A 17,309-nucleotide genomic window follows, 5' to 3' on the forward strand; every position below is an offset into this window, starting at 1 on the left:
TTCAAGAACTCACACATTCGGCCATTCTTTTGGCGCAAGGTAGTTCTCATGCGCCTGATCAAGAGCATGTAACCGGACCGCCAAATCGTTCAGGTGCTCCTGCACGGCTTCTTGCAACTCCGGACCGCCAACAAAACCAAAATAGTCGTCTATTGCAAAGATGCTCAATGTTGCCAACGCCGAAATCAATTGAGGTCGTGGATACCCCCACTCAATTTTAGGTGAAAATAGTCCATTACCTTCAGTTTGAAGACAGTGTGAGTAGATATCGCCCCAAGCGCCGTGGATACTCTGAGACGGACCGGAGAAGGCGGCAAGATAAGCGTCCCCCATCCCCAAGTCACTTGCCTTTTCATACAGATTTTTCCCACCCCAGTTTCGTTCCGTGGGTCCGGCAAAGTCTTCCGGGCTAAGACCCGCACTTGAAAAAGCCCGATCGATCGACTTCATCATTCGGTCCTCGATGGGCAAAATCAACCCGCCGCGTGTCGCAATGTTTTGATCAATCTTTGTTCTAAGTTTGATCTCGTGTTTGAACGAGTTCTTTACGTAGGATGCGACGAGCTCGTGGCTGAAGTATTTAATGAGATAGCGTATCGTGACGACCGTCTCGAATACTAATCGAGCGAAGATGAAACTGGTCTCGCGCCGTCTCTGAACCGTTTGATCGAGGAAGGCAGAGATCATCTTGTAAAGGCGGACCAAATTTCCACCTATGGCTGCGGTGTCTCGATCCCATTTTTCGTGTTCTCCGAGCGTGTTTGCTGCGATGCAAACATAAGAACCCGCCTCAATTAGCAACGACACTCCCAGTCCGATGAAGTCATCTTCATTGGTAAACGCCGCAAGTTCATCTTCACTGACCGTCAGCTTCTCTATTTCTTCGAATGCCCTGAGCAAAGGATGATTATTCCCTCCTGTCCCATCGTTCATGTTGGTGCCTGTGTTTCTTTTGCATCTGGTTATCGTGAGTGCAGGCCTTTTTATGCGACGTTCACGCCTTAGGCCATCCGCAATCAAAGGTCCGCTCTTAGCCTTGGCTCCGAGAGCTTCGCGATCTCAGAAAAAGTCTGCTTTCCGCCCCTTCAGTATGCTGACGCTTAGGCCTAACTTTTTGTTCCGCGGCTACGACAACAACAATAGAACTTCATTCAGCAAGCGCGCGAAATGCTGGGTATCGTGCAGCTGCGTTGGTATCATGTTCAAAGCCATGTCGAATTGTTTTCTACGCATTCAACCAACGCGAATATCATGGCGCAGCTGAGCGGTCTGTGAGACGTTCCGGTTATGATCGAATACCAAACCCTCGCTGACGACCATCCCGACCTTTTACAGTCACCGCTGCTACGGGCAGCTCTTCTGACCTTGCAATATACGCAAGAACACGGATCGATAGGGATCACCAAAAACAAGGCGTTCAAGCGTACCTTCGTTCAATGGGCTGTACAGAATTTTGACTGGCCAGGGGAAGGTGCGGATGAGGTGTTCCGTTATCATAGGGTGATCAACGAAGCTGACTTCGCCCCGCTCGAAGTGCTGCACTTCCTGCTGATTGAATTACGCCTTGGTCGCCACTTCAAAGACGAGTTCCGGCTCACCAAGCGTGGCAAAGAGTTGACCCAATCGCCCGGGCGCTTGTTTGTCGAATTGATCCCGTATTTTGTACACGAGGTCGATCACACCTCTTATGCGCGCTTTGATGACCAACCCTTCGGGAATTGGGATGTCTGGATGAATGTGATCAACGTGGAGGCCGATCACGGCATCAGCGACGTTGCCTTATACCAAAAGTTCTATGGTGAACCAGAGAGTGCCCGCAATGCTGCCAGGCGGGACATATACGCTTTTAATGCCTGCGTTTTACGACCGCTTGAATGGGCCGGACTGCTGATGTCGACCCAAGACCAAGGCTCGGAAATGCGCGCTGTCCACGTGTATAAAAGCCCGCTCTGGCGCAGCGTTTTGAAGTTAGACACTGACGATATGCTTCATTCGGTACCCTTGCAGTGAGGCACTCTTCACCTTCTGTAAGCACGGCAGGGGCTCAGGGTGCTATTCTCCATCGTCGAGTTCACAAACTCGGTTCGATCTGATGCCAGCCTCCAGTCCACATGACCCCAAACCAAACTTGACATCGGGCAGGTGAATCGCAGAGTGAGAACAAATAGTGAACAGTTAGAATTCCCATGCCAGTTTACCCAGTTGATGAACCCGTCCACATACCATCCCAATCTGTTCGAATTGTCAGCACACCAGTCAGCGCAGGTTTTCCTTCGCCAGCGGGTGACGATCTCGAAGATGAGATCGACCCTATGGCCTGGGTCGTTAGACATCCTTCATCCACATTTTGGTGGCGCGTAGAAGGGGACTGCCTCTGGGACGCTGGGATACGTGATGGTGATATCATCGCTGTAGACCGTGCTGGCAAGCGCCGCATTGGGCGAGCCGTGCTGGCCGTGGTAGATGGTGCTGTCACAGCAAAGATCCTGCGTAAGCGTGGTGACAGATACTACCTCGCGCCCGCGAATAGCCAAGAACGGTTCCCCGACGTCGAACTTACAGAGGATAGTGAAATCTGGGGCGTTATCGCAGGTGTTGTCCGGCGTTACGACTTGGCATGAAGCGGCCTGTTGCCATCAGCGACAGTGCGAACTTCTATGTGAGCGCTGAGCGAATATTCGATCCGACTCTTAAGAACGTCCCGGTGATCGTACTATCCAACAACGATGGTTGCGCCATAGCGCGCAGCGACGAAGCCAAGGCCTTGGGGATCAAGATGGGCACTCCGCTGCATCACATCCGCGATAAGGTTGATGCCCATGGTATCCGCGTCTTCAGCTCGAACTACACACTCTATGGCGACATCTCTCGTCGGGTGGTTGAGGTCTACGAAGACTTTACGCCAAACGTCGAGATCTATTCCATCGATGAATGCTTCCTCGACTTTGTCGGGTTCAAGGATCGCACGGCACATGCCATGGCGCTGCGTGCAGCAGTCCTTAGGCGGGTAGGAGTGCCTGTCCGCATCGGCGTCGCCCCAACCAAGACTCTTGCGAAGTGTGCGAACGATATCGCCAAGAAGAACCCCATCTTTGCTGGGGTTTTGGATATGATGGACGAGAGCCTCGCAAACTGGCTGCTGCCACGCGTGCCAGTCGGGGACATCTGGGGCGTTGGTCGAAAGACCACCGACAAGTTGAAAGCCTTGGGTGTACACACGGCAGCTGATCTTCGTGATCTGCCAATCCGGCAGGCAAGGGCTGTCGGCACCGTGGTGCTGGAGAGGATCGTATTGGAGCTACAGGGTGAGGCCTGTCTCGCCTTTGAAGACGTAGAGCCACAGCGCAAAGGTATGGCCGTAACACGATCAGCAGGCACTCCGATGACAGACTTCGACACGCTGTTCCAGGCGATCACCGCGCACGCATCACGGGGCGCTGAAAAGCTACGCCAGCACGGCTTGGTCGCTGGTACGCTGACTGTGTTCTTTCACACCAATAAGCACCGGCCAGATCGTCCTCAGTATACAGCTTCCAGAACAACCCGAATGACCCCGATGTCGTCCGATACCTTTGATCTCGTTGAAGCCGCACGACGCTGTGCTGAAGCTGGATGGCCGAAGTCGGACGTTAAAAGCTATGGCTTCACAAAGGCTGGTATCATTCTGAATGACCTGGTGCGGTTCGAAGATCGCCCTCAGACGCTCTTCGATCAAGCGCGTCCGAAATCACCGGCTTTGATGAAGGCTCTGGATGACGTAAATAATCGGTTTGGGAAGAAGACAATGGTTCTTGCCAGCGAAGGTATGAACCAGTCTTGGCGATTGCGCGCAGATCATCGGAGCCCGCGCTATACCACGAGGATGGAAGACCTGCCGGTGGTGCGATAAGGGGGATTAAACCATCTGTCTTAGGAATGAGCTGCACTCTGACATAGCTATTTGTGTGCCATGTAGCAGACCCTGCTAACCAGTCATTTCCCTCGCGCCGCGGCCATCCTGCGCCGCTCAGCAAAAAAGGCCTTTTCCTCCTCTTCAGGGATTGGTTCACACATCTTTTCCACAAAACGATCCGACCAGATTGGGAATTCTTCTTCAGTTAACTGTGTCGTGCATAGTTTGCCGCAGAGAGCCGCTTCGATCTTTGCTTCGTCTATCATGTTTGAACCCCTTCTGTTTTTGCCAAATTCGCAAATTGTTCACAGTCGGTACGGAGCTGAGCAGTGCATTCAGAACCGATGCACTCAACATCACCGCCCTCATCAACGCAAAGCTTGTGCATTGCAATGTTACTTCGCACGAAGATCACATCTACAGTCAACATATTATGTGCCCGGGCTTCGCTAAGACCACGCTCGAACAGCGTACGTCCAAGGCCGCACCCCTGGTACGCGTCTTCGACGGATAGGCCCACTTCTGCATGCTTGTTTTCGCCGAAATACAGTTCCAGCATCGCACGAGGGGCACTGTCTCTCTCGATGGCAAGCGTTAAGTCAGGCCGCGACTGCTGAGCGAAGCACGTTAGGGCTTCATCGCTTATGCTACCCATAAATCGCTGTGAACGTGATGCCGCACTAAGTCGGCTATAATGTTCAATGCGACTTTGCTGTAAAGTTGACAGGGTCAGTGGCATTATTTCTGGGGACGAACGTTCCATGTTTTCTCCGATCTCAGTCCCGAAGTGGGGGCTGATCGTACGGATAGAAGGCGCATAATCGAAGGTTGGGGATGCGCCTTGTGCATGGGTTCGGTTGGCCGTGTGTACCAAACGCGGCTATAGCTTGGTATGGCCCAGACCCTCTTAGGTGTCGCAGGCCATACATGCTGTCAGCAGACGCCAGGGGTTCAGGGGAGTGGCGAACGATGACCTGATGCACTCTGCACAAGAGGCTGACGGCAGGACGAACGAAGCACGAAGTGCGGAAGAAAAAATGGGTGGCTCTGCCGGGTCCCATTTTTTCTATTGTGAGCCATGGAAAATCCTTTCGGGTTTTCTGTGCCGCGTCAGCGCTCTTCAACTCGGCTTTGTAGCCCGAATGCATCGCTTGGTGCTTCACTGCAAGATTTGATGTTCTCTAAGGGATAAAACGCTGTTCGTTTGTCCAGCTGATTTTCCTGCGCGATTTTACCTTACGGAAAGTCGGAGCGGCATCGCGCCCGGGGCCGCATCTCCTCTTCAGAAAAGAAGAGGAGAACGCAATGTCAAAGCCTTTCAAGCCGAAGACCGTGGTCGATGTTAAGCGTATGACGCGCTCAGATATAACCGCTTTATACAAACACTGTATGAGGATCGTGGGGCAAGACGACCACATCATCAAAGCTCAAAGCAAGGACAACAAATGGCTCTTCGGAGACGACACCAACTTTCTGAATGTGGTTGACGAATACATTCGGGAGCAAGGAGCGACGTTAGACAAAAGAAATGTCAAACCTGCGACAGCTTTGGTGCTTCAGGCGAGCCCAGAATACTTCCGACGAGATTACCATAGGGATGACCCCGAGGGCTTTGGAAAGTACGATACCAAGAAGCTAAATGATTGGGTGTTGGCGAATGTTAAATGGCTCAAAAACACCTTCGGAAGCGACTGCATCGCAGCTCATCTTCACGTTGATGAACGTACTCCGCATATTCATGCGGTAATTGTCCCAATGTTCGAAAAGGCACCAACCATGCCAAAGAATAAACGCAAGGGCGAGACGCAAGCGCACTTTGACCTTCGGGTCGAACGAGCCAAAAAGAAAAAGGGGCGAAAAGTGGTGTCGCATCACAAGCACTACCTCTTTGGCGCGGGCCGAAAAAGCTATGAAATAGTTGTAGACTCATATGCGGCCGCAGTTGAGCATCTCGGTATCGACAGGTCTGAACGAGGGTCAGAGGCGACACCAACAACGAAGCAAGAGTGGGCGCGACTACTATACAAGAAGTCGAAAGAAATAGAGCAAAACCTGATCGGCAAGCAGAAGCGCCAAAGGTTGGAAGACGAAAGCTTTGAATTCGGGGCAGCAGCGCTGATGGACGAAAAAATTAGATACGCTGAAGCAAAGGATGGAAGGGATGAGGGGCTTTTGCCGTCTACAAATTGGCCGCAGGACAAACATGAGCAAAACGAGATCAGATCAGGAGTTAAGCCAGCTAAAACTCGGATCGTTGCCTTTGCGAAAAAGATCAGAGATTTTACCAACACTTCGTTAGAAAAGGCGAAGATGCGTGTCTTCGAGATGCTCAAAGCCGTTGAAAAACGGGAGGCCGCTGTAAAGGCCAAAGAGATCGAGCTTGCGGAGCGCGAACAAGCTCTCGGTCTTATGGAAGGTATCGAAGACACATGGTTCGAGGATGGGGAGATGAGCGCAGCAAACGAACGGACCCTCCGTGAAAACGGTATTATTCAGGACAAGATCGAACATCAGCCGGTTCTCGAAGTCCGAGAGGAGCTTGTCAGGGTGCAAGTGCGTTAAGGCCAGGGCATTCCAGAGCAGAGTGGGTCGGTGACGTGCGAGACCCGAAACAACTCAGATCAGTCGGCAGGTGAAATGATCAACTAAAATACGTCGAAGTACTGCGGGTGTGCTCGCAGCTCGGCTAAGACGTACGGTGCCGGAGGGTTAGAGTAACCGCGCTGGTCTCAAATGATATTTTACAGACCAAGCGATATCGTACTACTTTCCGAACAAAAATGCATTCTTCAGCTTAACAGATTTCCGCGCTGTATAAACGAACCAATCTCCTTTTTGAGGTGCTGACAGGCCATTGTTCAACATTGGTCGCTGCGGCTCACAAACTAAAAAATGGAGATTGAGACGTGACGTATCAAAAAAACAATTCCCTTAGCGCCATCGCCGCAGCCGAGCGCGCCCCAAGCGAAAAGTTGGCAGCTGCCAACTTTTTCGAAACGGTATTAGAAATCTTTCCAAACGAGATCGATGATAGCACCGGTATCGTAGACCGATATTCGCATTCTACTCGCGATTTTGATGGCTTGAAGGAAAGCATCGAGCGGAATGGCCAGCAACAGCCCATACTGGTTGGTTCTTGCGACCCGAAAACAGGCAAGTACCCGATAATAGCCGGACGTAATCGACTGAATCGCCCCGGTTTTACCGGAGACCTGTAGCTTCATTTTACGCGACCATATCGAGCACATCGTGCTGTGCATAGAAGTTCTGTTCAGCCTCCGCTGGCGGGATGTTTCCGATGGGACCAAGTAGACGCCGGTTGTTGAACCAATCGACCCAGCCAAGGGTGGCCAGTTCCAGATCCTGCATGTTGCGCCACGGTCCTTGGCGATGGACCAGCTCTGTTTTGTAGAGACCGTTAATTGTCTCAGCGAGGGCGTTATCATAGGAATCCCCGACGCTGCCGACCGACGGTTCGATGCCAGCCTCAGCCAAACGCTCGGTGTAACGAATGGACAAATATTGACCGCCGCGATCCGAATGGTGAACCAACCCACTTTTCTGGACCGGCCGTCGATCATGCAGGGCCTGCTCCAAAGCATCGAGAACAAAGTCCGTTTTGGCGGATCGCGAGACCCGCCACCCCACGATGCGATCAGCAAACGTATCGATGACGAAGGCCACATAGACAAAGCCCTGCCATGTCGACACGTAGGTGAAGTCGCTGACCCAGAGAAGGTTAGGGGCTGGTGCTCGGAACACGCGGTTCACCTTATCACGCGGACAAGGCGCTGACGTGTCAGGGACGGTTGTTTTGACGACCTTGCCCCGCACAGCCCCACGGATGCCAATCTGTTTCATCAACCGTTGCACCGTGCATCTTGCAACCTCAAAGCCCTCACGTTTCAACTGATGCCAGGCCTTGCGCACCCCGTAGACCTGATAATTCTCATCCCAGACGCGTTTGATCTCCGAGCGCAGCTCTGTATCCCGCTGATACCGGGCAGAAGCTTTGGAAGGGTCCGCTCGGCACGCAAGTTGGTGATAGAATGTTGACGGTGCGATCGGCAGCACCCTGCAGATCGACTCGACACCGTAAACAACGCGCTGATCCTCAATGAAGGCGATCATCGCTTCAGTGGGCGGTCGAGTTCCGCCTGCGCAAAATAAGCTGACGCCTTACGCAGTATCTCGTTGGCCTGACGCAATTCCCTGTTCTCTCGTTCGAGAGTCTTGATCCGGTCGCGTTCCTCGGTTGTCACGCCATCACGCATGCCGCTATCCTTCTCGGCCTGCTTGACCCATCCGCTCAAGGTCTGGGGAATACAGCCGATCTTGGGTGCAATGGCCGCAATCGCGCCCGCCTGCGTTTCGTATGAGCCTTGATGCTCGAAGACCATCCGGACCGCACGCGCGCGAACCTCAGGTGAATAGCGATTTGCCATTTTGCTTTTTGTCATAACCATCATCCTTACTTAAGTTGATGGTCTCCGACAAACTCGGGGCGATTCAGACTTCGTGTTGCTTCACTCTTGGGGATCAGCCTCAAAGCTATTGTGCGACCGATTGACGGTGAAGAGAGGTTGGTGGCGCAGCTGCAAGAAAACATTTCCAGAAGCGATTATACGGTTGGTGACAAGATTGGCATCATGATCGAGTTGAAGAAGATGTCCTTCAAACAGGTTCGTATCGCCGAAATGATGAGTATCTCGAAAACCGACATATCAAAGTTACTTGGGTTGTACGAAAAGTTAGTGGACTTGGCGGGGTCACATGATTTTCCGAGGGCGCTTCTTGCGTCAATGGCTGGTCGACCCAAATGGGAAAATTTGGCCAAGACACTGGAAGAATTACCGAACGGTTCTCGAAGTAAAATTTGCGAGAAGGTCGTTGAAGAGCTTAAGGGTGAATGTGGAACGGATCCAATTTCTTTTGCGATGGCTGCTATCAAGGATGAAATGAAAGCCTCGCAATCTGTGACCGATTACCTGCCACTTGAACGATCATACAAGGAAGCGTCAGAGGCCTTGTCAAACGCCACTTTAAACACGCGCGACCTGTGTGAGTTGAAGTACGAGGGTGATCCTCATGTAAACGCACTCCTCCAGAAGGCTATTCAGATCGAACACGCGACTTTGAAAGCAATGATCATCGAACGCTTTGAGGTGCTGGTAGAAAAGTCACTTGGTGGCGCAAAAAACCTTGATCGGGGGATGCAATGACCAAGGTTGTTAGTTTGGTCGGTCAGAAGGGCGGTAGCGGAAAATCTACAATTGCAGTTCATCTTGCGATGGAAGCCCTCCTGAAGCAAGAAGGTAGTCAGGTAGCAATTATCGACATGGACCCGCAGGGGTCAGTCCTGGAATGGTCTCGAATGCGGGGAGATGCGAACCCTGTGGTAGTTCGCGGTACGCCGGAGACGCTGAATGATATCTTGGGTCAGGCCGCTGACGATGGTTTCGACTATGTCGTACTGGATACACCCGGTCGGCGAGATTCAACCCTGGTCGAGCTCGTAGCTGCCAGGTCTGATCTAATTCTATTGCCGCTGCGCCCGTCGCTTTTTGACGTGCGCGCTGTCGCGGATACAGTCCGCCTTCTTAGATCCAAAGCCTATAAAATGCGATTTCTGCTGTCTCAAACGCCGGCGCGTGGGAACCAAGTGGCAGACGCAGAAGCATATTGCGCCAGCGCACACCCGGAAGTAGTGGTCGCTCAATCCAAAGTCGGGTACCGAACGGCATTTCAAAGCTCTCTGATTGATGGCCGTGGAGTCCAGGAGGCTGGTAGGAGCGGAAGCAAAGGCGCTCGGGAAATAGCAGGCCTATTTGATGAAATTCTGGGTTTTCTGAAAGCTTAGCGAGACAGATTTAAACCTACTTTATGACTGGCGTTCGTCTCGTCCGATCCAAAATTATCGGGTTGGGTTGCGAAGATCACATTTAGCTTCGCTTACGGTTTCGGCGAATGTCAGTTTCCCGCCCGTCAAAAGGTCGTACCTATCGGCCTAAAGTGAACAGGATTGGAGTGCCGAGACACACCTTGTTCGTTGGGGGCACACATAGTGACCTCAACAGTCATCAGGATGCTCTGAGTACCGCAAGCTACGGATGCCGACATTCTGTCATCGCCCGACGCAAACCTACCTGAGGACTGAATTATCCAGATACTTTCTTCACGAATTCAGATTTTAGGCCCATCTTACCAATTCCTGGAACTTTGCAATCTATGTCGTGTTCGCCGTCCACCAATCGAATACCGCGGACCTTGGTCCCGACCTTGACCACCGACGAAGAGCCTTTAATCTTCAAATCTTTGATAACGGTGACCGTATCACCATCCAGAAGGGTGTTTCCAACGCTGTCACGCACTTCAGATGCTGTGTCGGCCGGTTCCTCAGACACCCATTCATAGCCGCATTCTGGGCAAGTCAATAAGTTATCAACTTGATAAACATAGGCCGAGGAGCATTCAGGACATGGGGGTAATTGATCAGTCATAAAAGTGGTCATAACTCGATGTGGTCCTACGGCACAGCTAAAATTCATCTTCATTAGCAAATCGACAAACTCTACCCGATGAGTAAATGCCTGCAAACGCTGCAGTGGCCCTAAACCTCTAATAAAGGCAAAGTCTTAAAGTCGTTCTTTCGCTATCGTAAGCGGGCTCTATGGTTATCGCGTGATCCGACTTCTCAAAGTTCTATGCGGATCGCGTCATGGCCTACAATAAGCTCGCCATTGTAGTGTCCAGCACAGGCTTCTTGCCAATCTTTTTCGTCATAGGCGGGGTCATCGGAAGGAATGAGGTGCGTGAGAGCAAGTCGTTTTGCACCTGCGTTCGCTGCTGTCATTGCCGCCTCATGGGCAAAGGTGTGAGATTTTAGAAGATGCGCCATCAACTTTTCACTGCCGTTTCCAATTCGTTCTAATAGCGCAGGTAGGGCGGACTCAAGCATTGCCTCGTGGATCAACAAATCAGCACCTCGTGCGAAATTTTCGAGCGCTTTGATTGGGGCGGTGTCGCCTGAAAATACGACGTGTAGCTCATCTGTCTTGAACGACAATGCGAAGGTATCGACGAGTGGTGGATGTTGGTTCCGAATGGCTGAGACCGTGACGCCATCACGGGATAACACAGGCCCAGCGTCGATAGTATGGATGGTTATGAGATCACGCATGTCCGGTCGACCTTCGTCTTCGATGCGGAGGTCGATGTCTGCCTTCACCGAAGAGCAAAAACCTTTCCAATACATATCCAATCCGGGTGGGCCATAGATGTCTACGTGTGTTTTTAGCCCTGCTGTCCACGCAGTGTGCAACAGCGGCCCTAATTCAAGATAATGATCCGAATGCAGGTGGCTGATGATAATAAGTGACAGGTCTTTCAGTTGCATGCCTTGATCGACCAAACCTTTGGTCACGCCCAACCCACAGTCGACAATAATTTTCTGGCCGTTCAGTGCATATAACGATGACGTCGGCATCGAGGATTCCGGACGGATGGCTGGCCCGCCTTTCGTGCCCAAAAGAGCGACGTAATTGTCGGACATGATGAAACTCCTTGGGGTGGAACTGCGAAACAGTGTTTAGACTTCCAAGGATGATACATTCCAGATTGGCCCACGCAACCCGCACGTTGTTCGATGTATCCACTCAAACTGGCAAAAACATTGCTTACAAGAAATCAGCGATTAGCGCAGTTGCAGCCAAGACAGATTTTTCTAAATGGATATGATTTCAGTGCGTTGGCAGAAAAGTGGTGCTCATTGTCGTTGGCAAGCATTGAATGGGAACACTTAAGGAGCCGCATGGATGCGGCTCCTTACTTGAGAAAGTTGCTGCGGGTAATTCAAAGCCTTCGCTGGATCACTCAGCTCCTTCAAAGCTTCCTTCCTGTCATTTCAACGACAGGAAGGAAGCCAGCACGGCGATGGCTGCTGCAAGGTAGCATATGAGGCGAGCGCGTCGTTGCGGCATTACGCAGCCTTCAAGCCTTGCTTCAGATCCGCTGGTGGACGGTCAAAAAGTTCGTCGCTCGACGCGGTACATCAATCAAGCGTTGAACAAGGTCAGGCCAGTGCCTGCAAAGCCTCAAAGGCTGCACGCTTTGCCGAGCTCTTTGGTAGATTTAAGGGGCGAAGCGCAGTTATTTCGCGTAGTCTCGCTGCTAACTGCCGCACGTTTTCATCCGATAGCTTTCCAATACCCGACTGCATGAGAAGCGGTTGCGCCAGATTTGGGTCACGCACAACAACGGTATCCGCCTCGGAAAGTTCACCGAGTGTAATCTCCACATCGAGCGATGAGCCCTGTGCCAAATCGCATGATATGATGACCGGAAAACCGTACTGACGCTTTTTACCGATTTGGAGTTTGAAATCTGCTTTATCGACGGCATCCTTCAAGTCACTGAGGTGATGCGCTGTATAGTGCACGTTGATGATTGAACCATGCTTGTGCCCTGCGATTGCTTGGCGTTGACCTTCCTCCACGTCCTCTCGCTTCAGGGCACTCGAGAATGTTTTCCGAAGCGCATAGAAATCCTCATCAAAATCGCCAATCCCAATGTGATTGAAGATTCGGCGAAGGTGCTTGCCATAGGCTGTACTTACTTCTCCGGACTGGGAGCGTCTGACAGCCTCGGGGAACAAAAGAATACCGTGATCTTGCTGTAAAGACTGAAACCATTCGATGAATCCGAGATCGATCAGCATCTTTGGGATAGGAACGAGACGCTTTGCATCTTCGGTTTTACCACGGTTTTCCGCACCTGATGCGATTGCCAATAAATAGATCCCATCACGGTAACGAACATCGCTTCGTTTGAGCAATAGGATCTCTTCAATTCGAGATCCTATTGTCAAAACTATCAGCGGTACCCAATAGTCTGCGTCGCGAATGATGAGCTTTCCGCGCTGCCAGCGACGGTGTTCTGATGCGCAGCCACTGTAGATTGGGCACGATAGAAGTTTCGAAATCCTTTCCTCCGTCCAAGGCATGCGGATCTTCGGTTTCGTGACACGGATATAAAGCTTGTCCTCCGGCGCGAGAGATCTGATGTGATGTTCCATTTTTGAATATGAAATAGCTTCTGGCGCATCGGCACCCAGTTCCAATGCCGATTTGAACATGCGATTCATGGCGTCACGATATTTTCTAAGCGTATTGATGGTCACGCGCGGAACAAGACGATCCGCCAATAGCGCTCGCTTTTCGGCATCTGAAATGCCTTCAATCGATCGAACTTCTTCTAAGCACAGCAGATCTTCTGCATCGGCTTTCGAGATTTCTTCTGCCTTGGTTACAGTTTTTCCGGACTGCCCATGGCGGTTCCTGCCATGACTCCTGCCTTGAGTTCTTGGCAACCTCGAAGCCCACCCCAGAAATTCCTTCTGTTTTTCCTTCGTCAATATTGAGATGGGACTGTTACCAAAGAATTCTTCCAGAAGTCGGTGAACCCCTGCCGTAATCCGCTTCATGTCTTTTGACGGGTAAAGCTCATCGGTTTTGGCCTTTGCTTCGGACAAGAGGATAGGAGCCTTAATGAAAGCATCGAAATCCGCGACGCCATGGCCTGCCAAAAGGTCTCGACTGGCTGTTCGCAAGTCATCGCCTTCATCCATAGCGATTTTTACATCGTTGAGACGTCGCTTTAGCGTAATGGCTCGTTGACCCAGATCGTTAGGGATGGTCTCCTGGAGACTTACGGAAACCAGAGCACTGGCCTCTTTCAGAAGAACCAGTACGTCTCCCCATTCTTTGTTGCGGGCTGCTCGCCGCAAGCGTCGGTTTTCCGCCTCAAGCGCTGCAAGTCTTTGATCAATATCTGCATCAGATACTTGATCCGCCTGTCTTTCTTCATCGGCCATCTTGCTCAGTTCGCCACGCATTGCCTCCAACAGTATCGCTTTAGCGGTATCGGGGCTCAATTTTTGTTCGGTCAGTGCGTCCACGAAGTCTGTCTCCTTTTTCTCGTAGACCGAAAGCAGCCTGGCGGCACGCTTCACGGCGTCGAGCGGGAGGTGGGTTCGCAATGAAAGACAGATAAATTGGTTTGAACCGAATTTTGATATGGCTGCTGGCAAACGTTTACGGAAATAGAACATCCGGCCTCTACGCATCAGGTAGGGGCCGGCTCGATATTTAGGTTTTTGTCGGTGGTTTCCGCGGGCTGAAACGCGATGCTGCTGGGCATAGCGCGCAAGGCCATGTGTCACACTCTGTGTTACAGTCTCAGAATGCTGTGACACACATTGCGTGCCAGACTTGGTTAAGTCTTTGTTATTTCGAGTGTGAGAAAGAAAGTTGGCTGGGATGGTAGGATTCGAACCTACGGTACACTGTACCAAAAACAGTTGCCTTACCACTTGGCTACATCCCAACGTGTGGGCGTAATTAGTCCGGAGTGCGGGGGGGTGCAATACCTTTCTGGAGAAAAAGTGGGGAGAATCTCGGAATTTATTCTTGAGCCGTGTTTGGGGCAGAGCAGGCTGGGTTCTATTGGGGAGGATCAGCGGGGTCGCTCTACCGCAGGGGGCCTATTGCCGCTGTAGGTCTTGCTGCTGATATCCTGTGTCCGAGCGAACACGTGATCGCGCGAAAGGGGGACGTGGGGGCGCACCGCCGCCGTCCTCCCTCGCTTCAACGGGGCGGTATGTGTCGCGTGCTAGGGCTGTCAGCCTTCGCACTTGATCAAGATCGCGCCGGCGCGGGCACCGGCTTCGACGGCTTCATGGGCTTTGACCGTGTCTGACAGTGCGAATGTCTGCTCGACCGGGCAGTGCAGCGCACCTTCGGCCAAGGCTTGATGGGTTTTCTTGATCGCGAGGGCACGTTCGGCCTCGGTCAGCAGGTAGACGAGGATGATGTCGATGGTCACCGCCTTAAAGAGCAGGGGCAGGAAGGGGAGCGTCGGCTCCATCACCTTGGCAGAGCCATAGGCCGCGATGCGCCCGTTGGGTTTGATCACTTCGGCATCCAGCGCGATATTGGCCCCGAATTCGACCTCGACGATCTGGTCCACGGGGGCACCACCGTTGGCATCAAGCACCTGTTGCGCCAGATCGGGGGCGCTATAGTCCAGCACGACCTGCGCGCCTGCGGATTTTGCGCGCTCGGCCCCACTGGCTCCGGTGGTGGCGATAACGCGCGCCCCTGCCCAGGCGGCGAATTGCACGGCGAGATAGCCGACGGTGCCCGCGCCCCCCTGGATCAGCAGCGTTTGCCCCGCGACATCACCGCCGTTGAACACGGCGTGGGCCGCGGTCAGCCCGGGGATGCCAAGGCTGGCGGCAGTGTCAAAGCTCACGTCATCGGGCAGCGGGACGGCCTGCGCTTGCGGCAGGGCGATATGGGTCGCGGCAGTGCCGAAGGGGCGCTGCCATTGCCCGTTCCAGATCCAGACGCGCTGGCCCACGCGGGCGTGGTCCACACCGTCGCCCACGGCCTCGATCACGCCGGCACCATCGCTATGTGGGATCACTGTCTCGAAGGGGGGATGGGTCATGCCGGGGCGCCCGCGTCGGGATTTCACATCGGAGGGGTTCACCCCCGACACGGCCAGCCGCACCAGCACCTCGCCCGCAGCGGGGGCAGGGGTTGGCATCTCGGTCAGCGTCAGCACGTCGCGTGCTTCGCCAAGGGTGGAATAGGTGACTGCGCGCATGAGAGCTCCTGATCATGGGGACGGTGTTGTGTCACCTAAGCCCAAGACCGCGGCATGTGCAATTGCGCGGTCAGTCGCGTAGCTCTTTCGGACCCACGCCCCAAAGCCGTGCTTTGGGGGCCCAGCCTTTATAGCCGCCGACCCGCAGGAAACACCATTCAAGGTCGCAGGCTCCGAGCCGCGCGATCACGCCCAGTTCAAGCTCTGCCTCGACGGGGGCCTTGGGGTCGGGGCGGACAAGCAGCTGCAAACGGTCCTGTTCGACCAGAACGGTGCGCGTGCCCGACAACAGCGAATAATGCACCCAGCCGCCCATACCGTCGCGGTCTTCGACGCGGCGCCAATGGCCATGCTCTGCCGTGATGCGCAGGGGCAGGTCGCGATGTTTGAACACCCAATCGATCCGGTGCGTCAGCGACGGCCCGCGCCGCACGTTCCCCTCGCTCGCTTTCATGGACACGAAACGGGGCACTGGCAGGTTGGTCACCTGGCCGACCTCTTGCGCGAAAACCGGGGTGGTGCACAGGTGAACGGCTGCAAGGGCGCCCAAAAGGACGGAACGTAACATCGGTTTCATGACTGCCTGTCTGGTCTGTTGCCGTTGATTTAATGCAGTTTTGCCCTGCGAGGTTCTTGTGCCTCGTCTCTGCTTGGGACACCATGCCACCAAGCACAGTGCAAAGCCATATTTGGGAGGCCCACAATGTCAAAGCAACCGCTAAGTGTTGTAGTCACGCGACGGTTGCCGGAAGTCGTCGAAAAGCGATTGACGGAACTGTTTCATGTGACATTGCGCGCGGATGACACGCCGATGACCCGCTCTGAACTGGGCGAGGCGATGAAAACTGCGGATATTCTGGTGCCCACCGTGACCGATGAAATCGACGCGGCACTGATCGGGCAGGCGGGGGACCGGCTGAAACTGATCGCGAACTACGGGGCGGGGGTCGATCATATTGACGTGATGACAGCGCGGCAGCGCGGAATTCTGGTGTCCAATACCCCCGGCGTGCTGACGGAAGACACCGCCGATATGACCATGGCGCTGATTCTCGCGGTCACACGACGCATGTCCGAAGGCATGGCACAGATGCAAAAAGGCGATTGGCAGGGCTGGGCCCCGACTGCGCTGCTTGGCGGGCGCGTCAGCGGCCGCCGTTTGGGTATTCTGGGGATGGGCCGCATTGGTCAGGCCGTCGCTCGGCGCGCGGCTGCCTTTGGCATGCAGGTCCACTACCACAACCGCCGCCGTCTGCGCCCCGAGATCGAAGAGAGCCTTGGCGCGACCTATTGGGAAAGCCTTGACCAGATGGTGGCCCGCATGGACGTGATGAGCATCAACTGCCCGCACACCCCCAGCACCTTCCATCTGATGAACGCCCGCCGCCTGAAGCTGATGAAGCCCGACGCGGTGATCGTAAACACGTCCCGGGGGGAGGTGATCGACGAAAACGCCCTGACGCGGATGCTGCGCGCGGGCGAGCTGCAAGGCGCAGGGCTGGACGTGTATGAACACGGCACCGACATCAACCCGCGCCTGCGCGAGCTGAGCAATGTCGTGCTCTTGCCGCATATGGGGTCTGCGACGCTCGAAGGGCGGGTAGAAATGGGCGAGAAGGTCATCATCAACATCAAGACCTTCGAAGACGGGCACCGTCCGCCCGATCAGGTCGTCCCCTCGATGCTTTAGGCGCAGCGCCGGTGCGGTTCAATTTGCGCTGGCGCTAAAAACAAGTAGGTTGACCCCGAG

Annotated in this window: 17 protein-coding genes, 1 tRNA gene and 1 other annotated feature; of the genes, 8 read left to right on the plus strand and 10 right to left on the minus strand. The window is 53.6% G+C overall.

Annotated features, from left to right (window positions below):
- Positions 1-9 precede the first annotated feature (9 nt).
- Complete coding sequence (locus ABM428_RS05550; RefSeq protein WP_340271323.1) at positions 10-933, minus strand: DUF5677 domain-containing protein; 924 nt, start codon at positions 931-933, stop codon at positions 10-12.
- A gap of 354 nt (positions 934-1,287) precedes the next feature.
- Here ABM428_RS05550 and ABM428_RS05555 point away from each other — a divergent pair, with 354 nt between their 5' ends.
- The 3 genes from ABM428_RS05555 (at position 1,288) to ABM428_RS05565 (ending at position 3,889) form a co-directional block, all read left to right on the plus strand.
- Positions 1,288-2,010, plus strand: coding sequence for a hypothetical protein (locus tag ABM428_RS05555; protein WP_340271325.1), 723 nt, complete (start codon positions 1,288-1,290; stop codon positions 2,008-2,010).
- A 176-nt stretch (positions 2,011-2,186) separates the two neighbouring features.
- The gene (locus ABM428_RS05560) at positions 2,187-2,621 is read left to right on the plus strand and encodes a S24 family peptidase (protein ID WP_353628248.1); all 435 of its coding nucleotides are present in this window, start codon (positions 2,187-2,189) and stop codon (positions 2,619-2,621) included.
- Positions 2,618-3,889 carry a Y-family DNA polymerase gene (locus ABM428_RS05565; RefSeq protein WP_353628249.1) on the plus strand — a complete coding sequence of 424 codons (1,272 nt, stop codon included), beginning with the start codon at positions 2,618-2,620 and terminating at the stop codon, positions 3,887-3,889. Before ABM428_RS05560 ends, ABM428_RS05565 begins: the two co-directional genes overlap by 4 nt.
- An 83-nt stretch (positions 3,890-3,972) precedes the next feature.
- Here the strand turns inward: ABM428_RS05565 and ABM428_RS05570 are convergent, their stop codons facing one another.
- Both ABM428_RS05570 and ABM428_RS05575 read right to left on the minus strand, forming a co-directional pair.
- Entirely contained in the window at positions 3,973-4,158 is a 186-nt protein-coding gene (locus ABM428_RS05570) for a hypothetical protein (RefSeq protein ID WP_168592851.1), read from the minus strand.
- Positions 4,155-4,655: a GNAT family N-acetyltransferase gene (locus ABM428_RS05575; protein ID WP_353628250.1), complete on the minus strand. Its 501-nt coding sequence runs from the start codon at positions 4,653-4,655 to the stop codon at positions 4,155-4,157. The genes ABM428_RS05570 and ABM428_RS05575 overlap by 4 nt, the downstream gene beginning before the upstream one ends.
- Before the next feature lie 542 nt (positions 4,656-5,197).
- Between ABM428_RS05575 and ABM428_RS05580 the strand changes: the two genes are divergently transcribed.
- Both ABM428_RS05580 and ABM428_RS05585 read left to right on the plus strand, forming a co-directional pair.
- Entirely contained in the window at positions 5,198-6,454 is a 1,257-nt protein-coding gene (locus ABM428_RS05580; protein ID WP_353628251.1) for a plasmid recombination protein, read from the plus strand.
- 344 nt (positions 6,455-6,798) lie between these two features.
- Positions 6,799-7,110, plus strand: coding sequence for a ParB N-terminal domain-containing protein (locus ABM428_RS05585; RefSeq protein WP_353628252.1), 312 nt, complete (start codon positions 6,799-6,801; stop codon positions 7,108-7,110).
- A gap of 7 nt (positions 7,111-7,117) precedes the next feature.
- On the opposite strand, the gene ABM428_RS05590 is transcribed toward ABM428_RS05585, so the two are convergent.
- Positions 7,118-8,352 (minus strand): IS3 family transposase gene (locus tag ABM428_RS05590; RefSeq protein WP_353628253.1). Its coding sequence is split into 2 segments (ribosomal slippage): positions 7,118-8,058 and positions 8,058-8,352, totalling 1,236 coding nucleotides; the frame shifts between segments, so codons are not numbered across the junction.
- Positions 7,949-8,065: a sequence feature (AL1L pseudoknot), on the minus strand. (Overlaps the previous gene by 117 nt.)
- Before the next feature lie 126 nt (positions 8,353-8,478).
- Between ABM428_RS05590 and ABM428_RS05595 the strand changes: the two genes are divergently transcribed.
- A complete protein-coding gene (locus tag ABM428_RS05595) occupies positions 8,479-9,114 on the plus strand; it encodes a hypothetical protein (RefSeq protein ID WP_353628254.1) in 636 nt (211 codons plus the stop codon).
- Entirely contained in the window at positions 9,111-9,752 is a 642-nt protein-coding gene (locus tag ABM428_RS05600) for an AAA family ATPase (protein ID WP_340271337.1), read from the plus strand. The genes ABM428_RS05595 and ABM428_RS05600 overlap by 4 nt, the downstream gene beginning before the upstream one ends.
- A 298-nt stretch (positions 9,753-10,050) precedes the next feature.
- Here ABM428_RS05600 and ABM428_RS05605 read toward each other — a convergent pair whose 3' ends face one another.
- The 6 genes from ABM428_RS05605 to ABM428_RS05630 all read right to left on the minus strand — a co-directional run bounded on the left by ABM428_RS05605 (position 10,051) and on the right by ABM428_RS05630 (position 16,136).
- Positions 10,051-10,392, minus strand: coding sequence for a zinc ribbon domain-containing protein YjdM (locus tag ABM428_RS05605; protein WP_340271364.1), 342 nt, complete (start codon positions 10,390-10,392; stop codon positions 10,051-10,053).
- A gap of 194 nt (positions 10,393-10,586) precedes the next feature.
- Positions 10,587-11,444 (minus strand): MBL fold metallo-hydrolase, encoded by an 858-nt coding sequence (locus tag ABM428_RS05610; protein WP_353628255.1) that lies wholly within the window; start codon positions 11,442-11,444, stop codon positions 10,587-10,589.
- Positions 11,445-11,963: 519 nt separating this feature from the next.
- On the minus strand, positions 11,964-14,144 hold the full coding sequence (locus tag ABM428_RS05615; protein ID WP_353628256.1) for a DUF6538 domain-containing protein: 2,181 nt from the start codon (positions 14,142-14,144) through the stop codon (positions 11,964-11,966).
- A gap of 56 nt (positions 14,145-14,200) precedes the next feature.
- Positions 14,201-14,275 (minus strand) — tRNA-Gln (locus tag ABM428_RS05620).
- Between the two features lie 294 nt (positions 14,276-14,569).
- A complete protein-coding gene (locus ABM428_RS05625; protein ID WP_353628257.1) occupies positions 14,570-15,559 on the minus strand; it encodes an NADPH:quinone reductase in 990 nt (329 codons plus the stop codon).
- A 70-nt stretch (positions 15,560-15,629) separates the two neighbouring features.
- A complete protein-coding gene (locus ABM428_RS05630; protein WP_005852039.1) occupies positions 15,630-16,136 on the minus strand; it encodes an SH3 domain-containing protein in 507 nt (168 codons plus the stop codon).
- 126 nt (positions 16,137-16,262) lie between these two features.
- On the opposite strand from ABM428_RS05630, the gene ABM428_RS05635 reads away from it, so the two are divergent.
- Positions 16,263-17,249, plus strand: a complete 987-nt coding sequence (locus ABM428_RS05635) for a D-glycerate dehydrogenase (RefSeq protein WP_037943631.1) — start codon at positions 16,263-16,265, stop codon at positions 17,247-17,249.
- The last annotated feature ends 60 nt before the right edge of the window (positions 17,250-17,309 follow it).

Source organism: Sulfitobacter sp. TCYB15 (assembly GCF_040435955.1).
Lineage (GTDB): Bacteria > Pseudomonadota > Alphaproteobacteria > Rhodobacterales > Rhodobacteraceae > Sulfitobacter > Sulfitobacter pontiacus.

Coding starts and splice junctions, on each gene's coding strand:
- ABM428_RS05550 (WP_340271323.1), bottom strand. CDS start 933: ATGAACGATGGGACAGGAGGGAATAATCATCCTTTGCTCAGGGCATTC.
- ABM428_RS05555 (WP_340271325.1), top strand. CDS start 1,288: ATGATCGAATACCAAACCCTCGCTGACGACCATCCCGACCTTTTACAG.
- ABM428_RS05560 (WP_353628248.1), top strand. CDS start 2,187: ATGCCAGTTTACCCAGTTGATGAACCCGTCCACATACCATCCCAATCT.
- ABM428_RS05565 (WP_353628249.1), top strand. CDS start 2,618: ATGAAGCGGCCTGTTGCCATCAGCGACAGTGCGAACTTCTATGTGAGC.
- ABM428_RS05570 (WP_168592851.1), bottom strand. CDS start 4,158: ATGATAGACGAAGCAAAGATCGAAGCGGCTCTCTGCGGCAAACTATGC.
- ABM428_RS05575 (WP_353628250.1), bottom strand. CDS start 4,655: ATGGAACGTTCGTCCCCAGAAATAATGCCACTGACCCTGTCAACTTTA.
- ABM428_RS05580 (WP_353628251.1), top strand. CDS start 5,198: ATGTCAAAGCCTTTCAAGCCGAAGACCGTGGTCGATGTTAAGCGTATG.
- ABM428_RS05600 (WP_340271337.1), top strand. CDS start 9,111: ATGACCAAGGTTGTTAGTTTGGTCGGTCAGAAGGGCGGTAGCGGAAAA.
- ABM428_RS05605 (WP_340271364.1), bottom strand. CDS start 10,392: ATGACTGATCAATTACCCCCATGTCCTGAATGCTCCTCGGCCTATGTT.
- ABM428_RS05610 (WP_353628255.1), bottom strand. CDS start 11,444: ATGTCCGACAATTACGTCGCTCTTTTGGGCACGAAAGGCGGGCCAGCC.
- ABM428_RS05625 (WP_353628257.1), bottom strand. CDS start 15,559: ATGCGCGCAGTCACCTATTCCACCCTTGGCGAAGCACGCGACGTGCTG.
- ABM428_RS05630 (WP_005852039.1), bottom strand. CDS start 16,136: ATGAAACCGATGTTACGTTCCGTCCTTTTGGGCGCCCTTGCAGCCGTT.
- ABM428_RS05635 (WP_037943631.1), top strand. CDS start 16,263: ATGTCAAAGCAACCGCTAAGTGTTGTAGTCACGCGACGGTTGCCGGAA.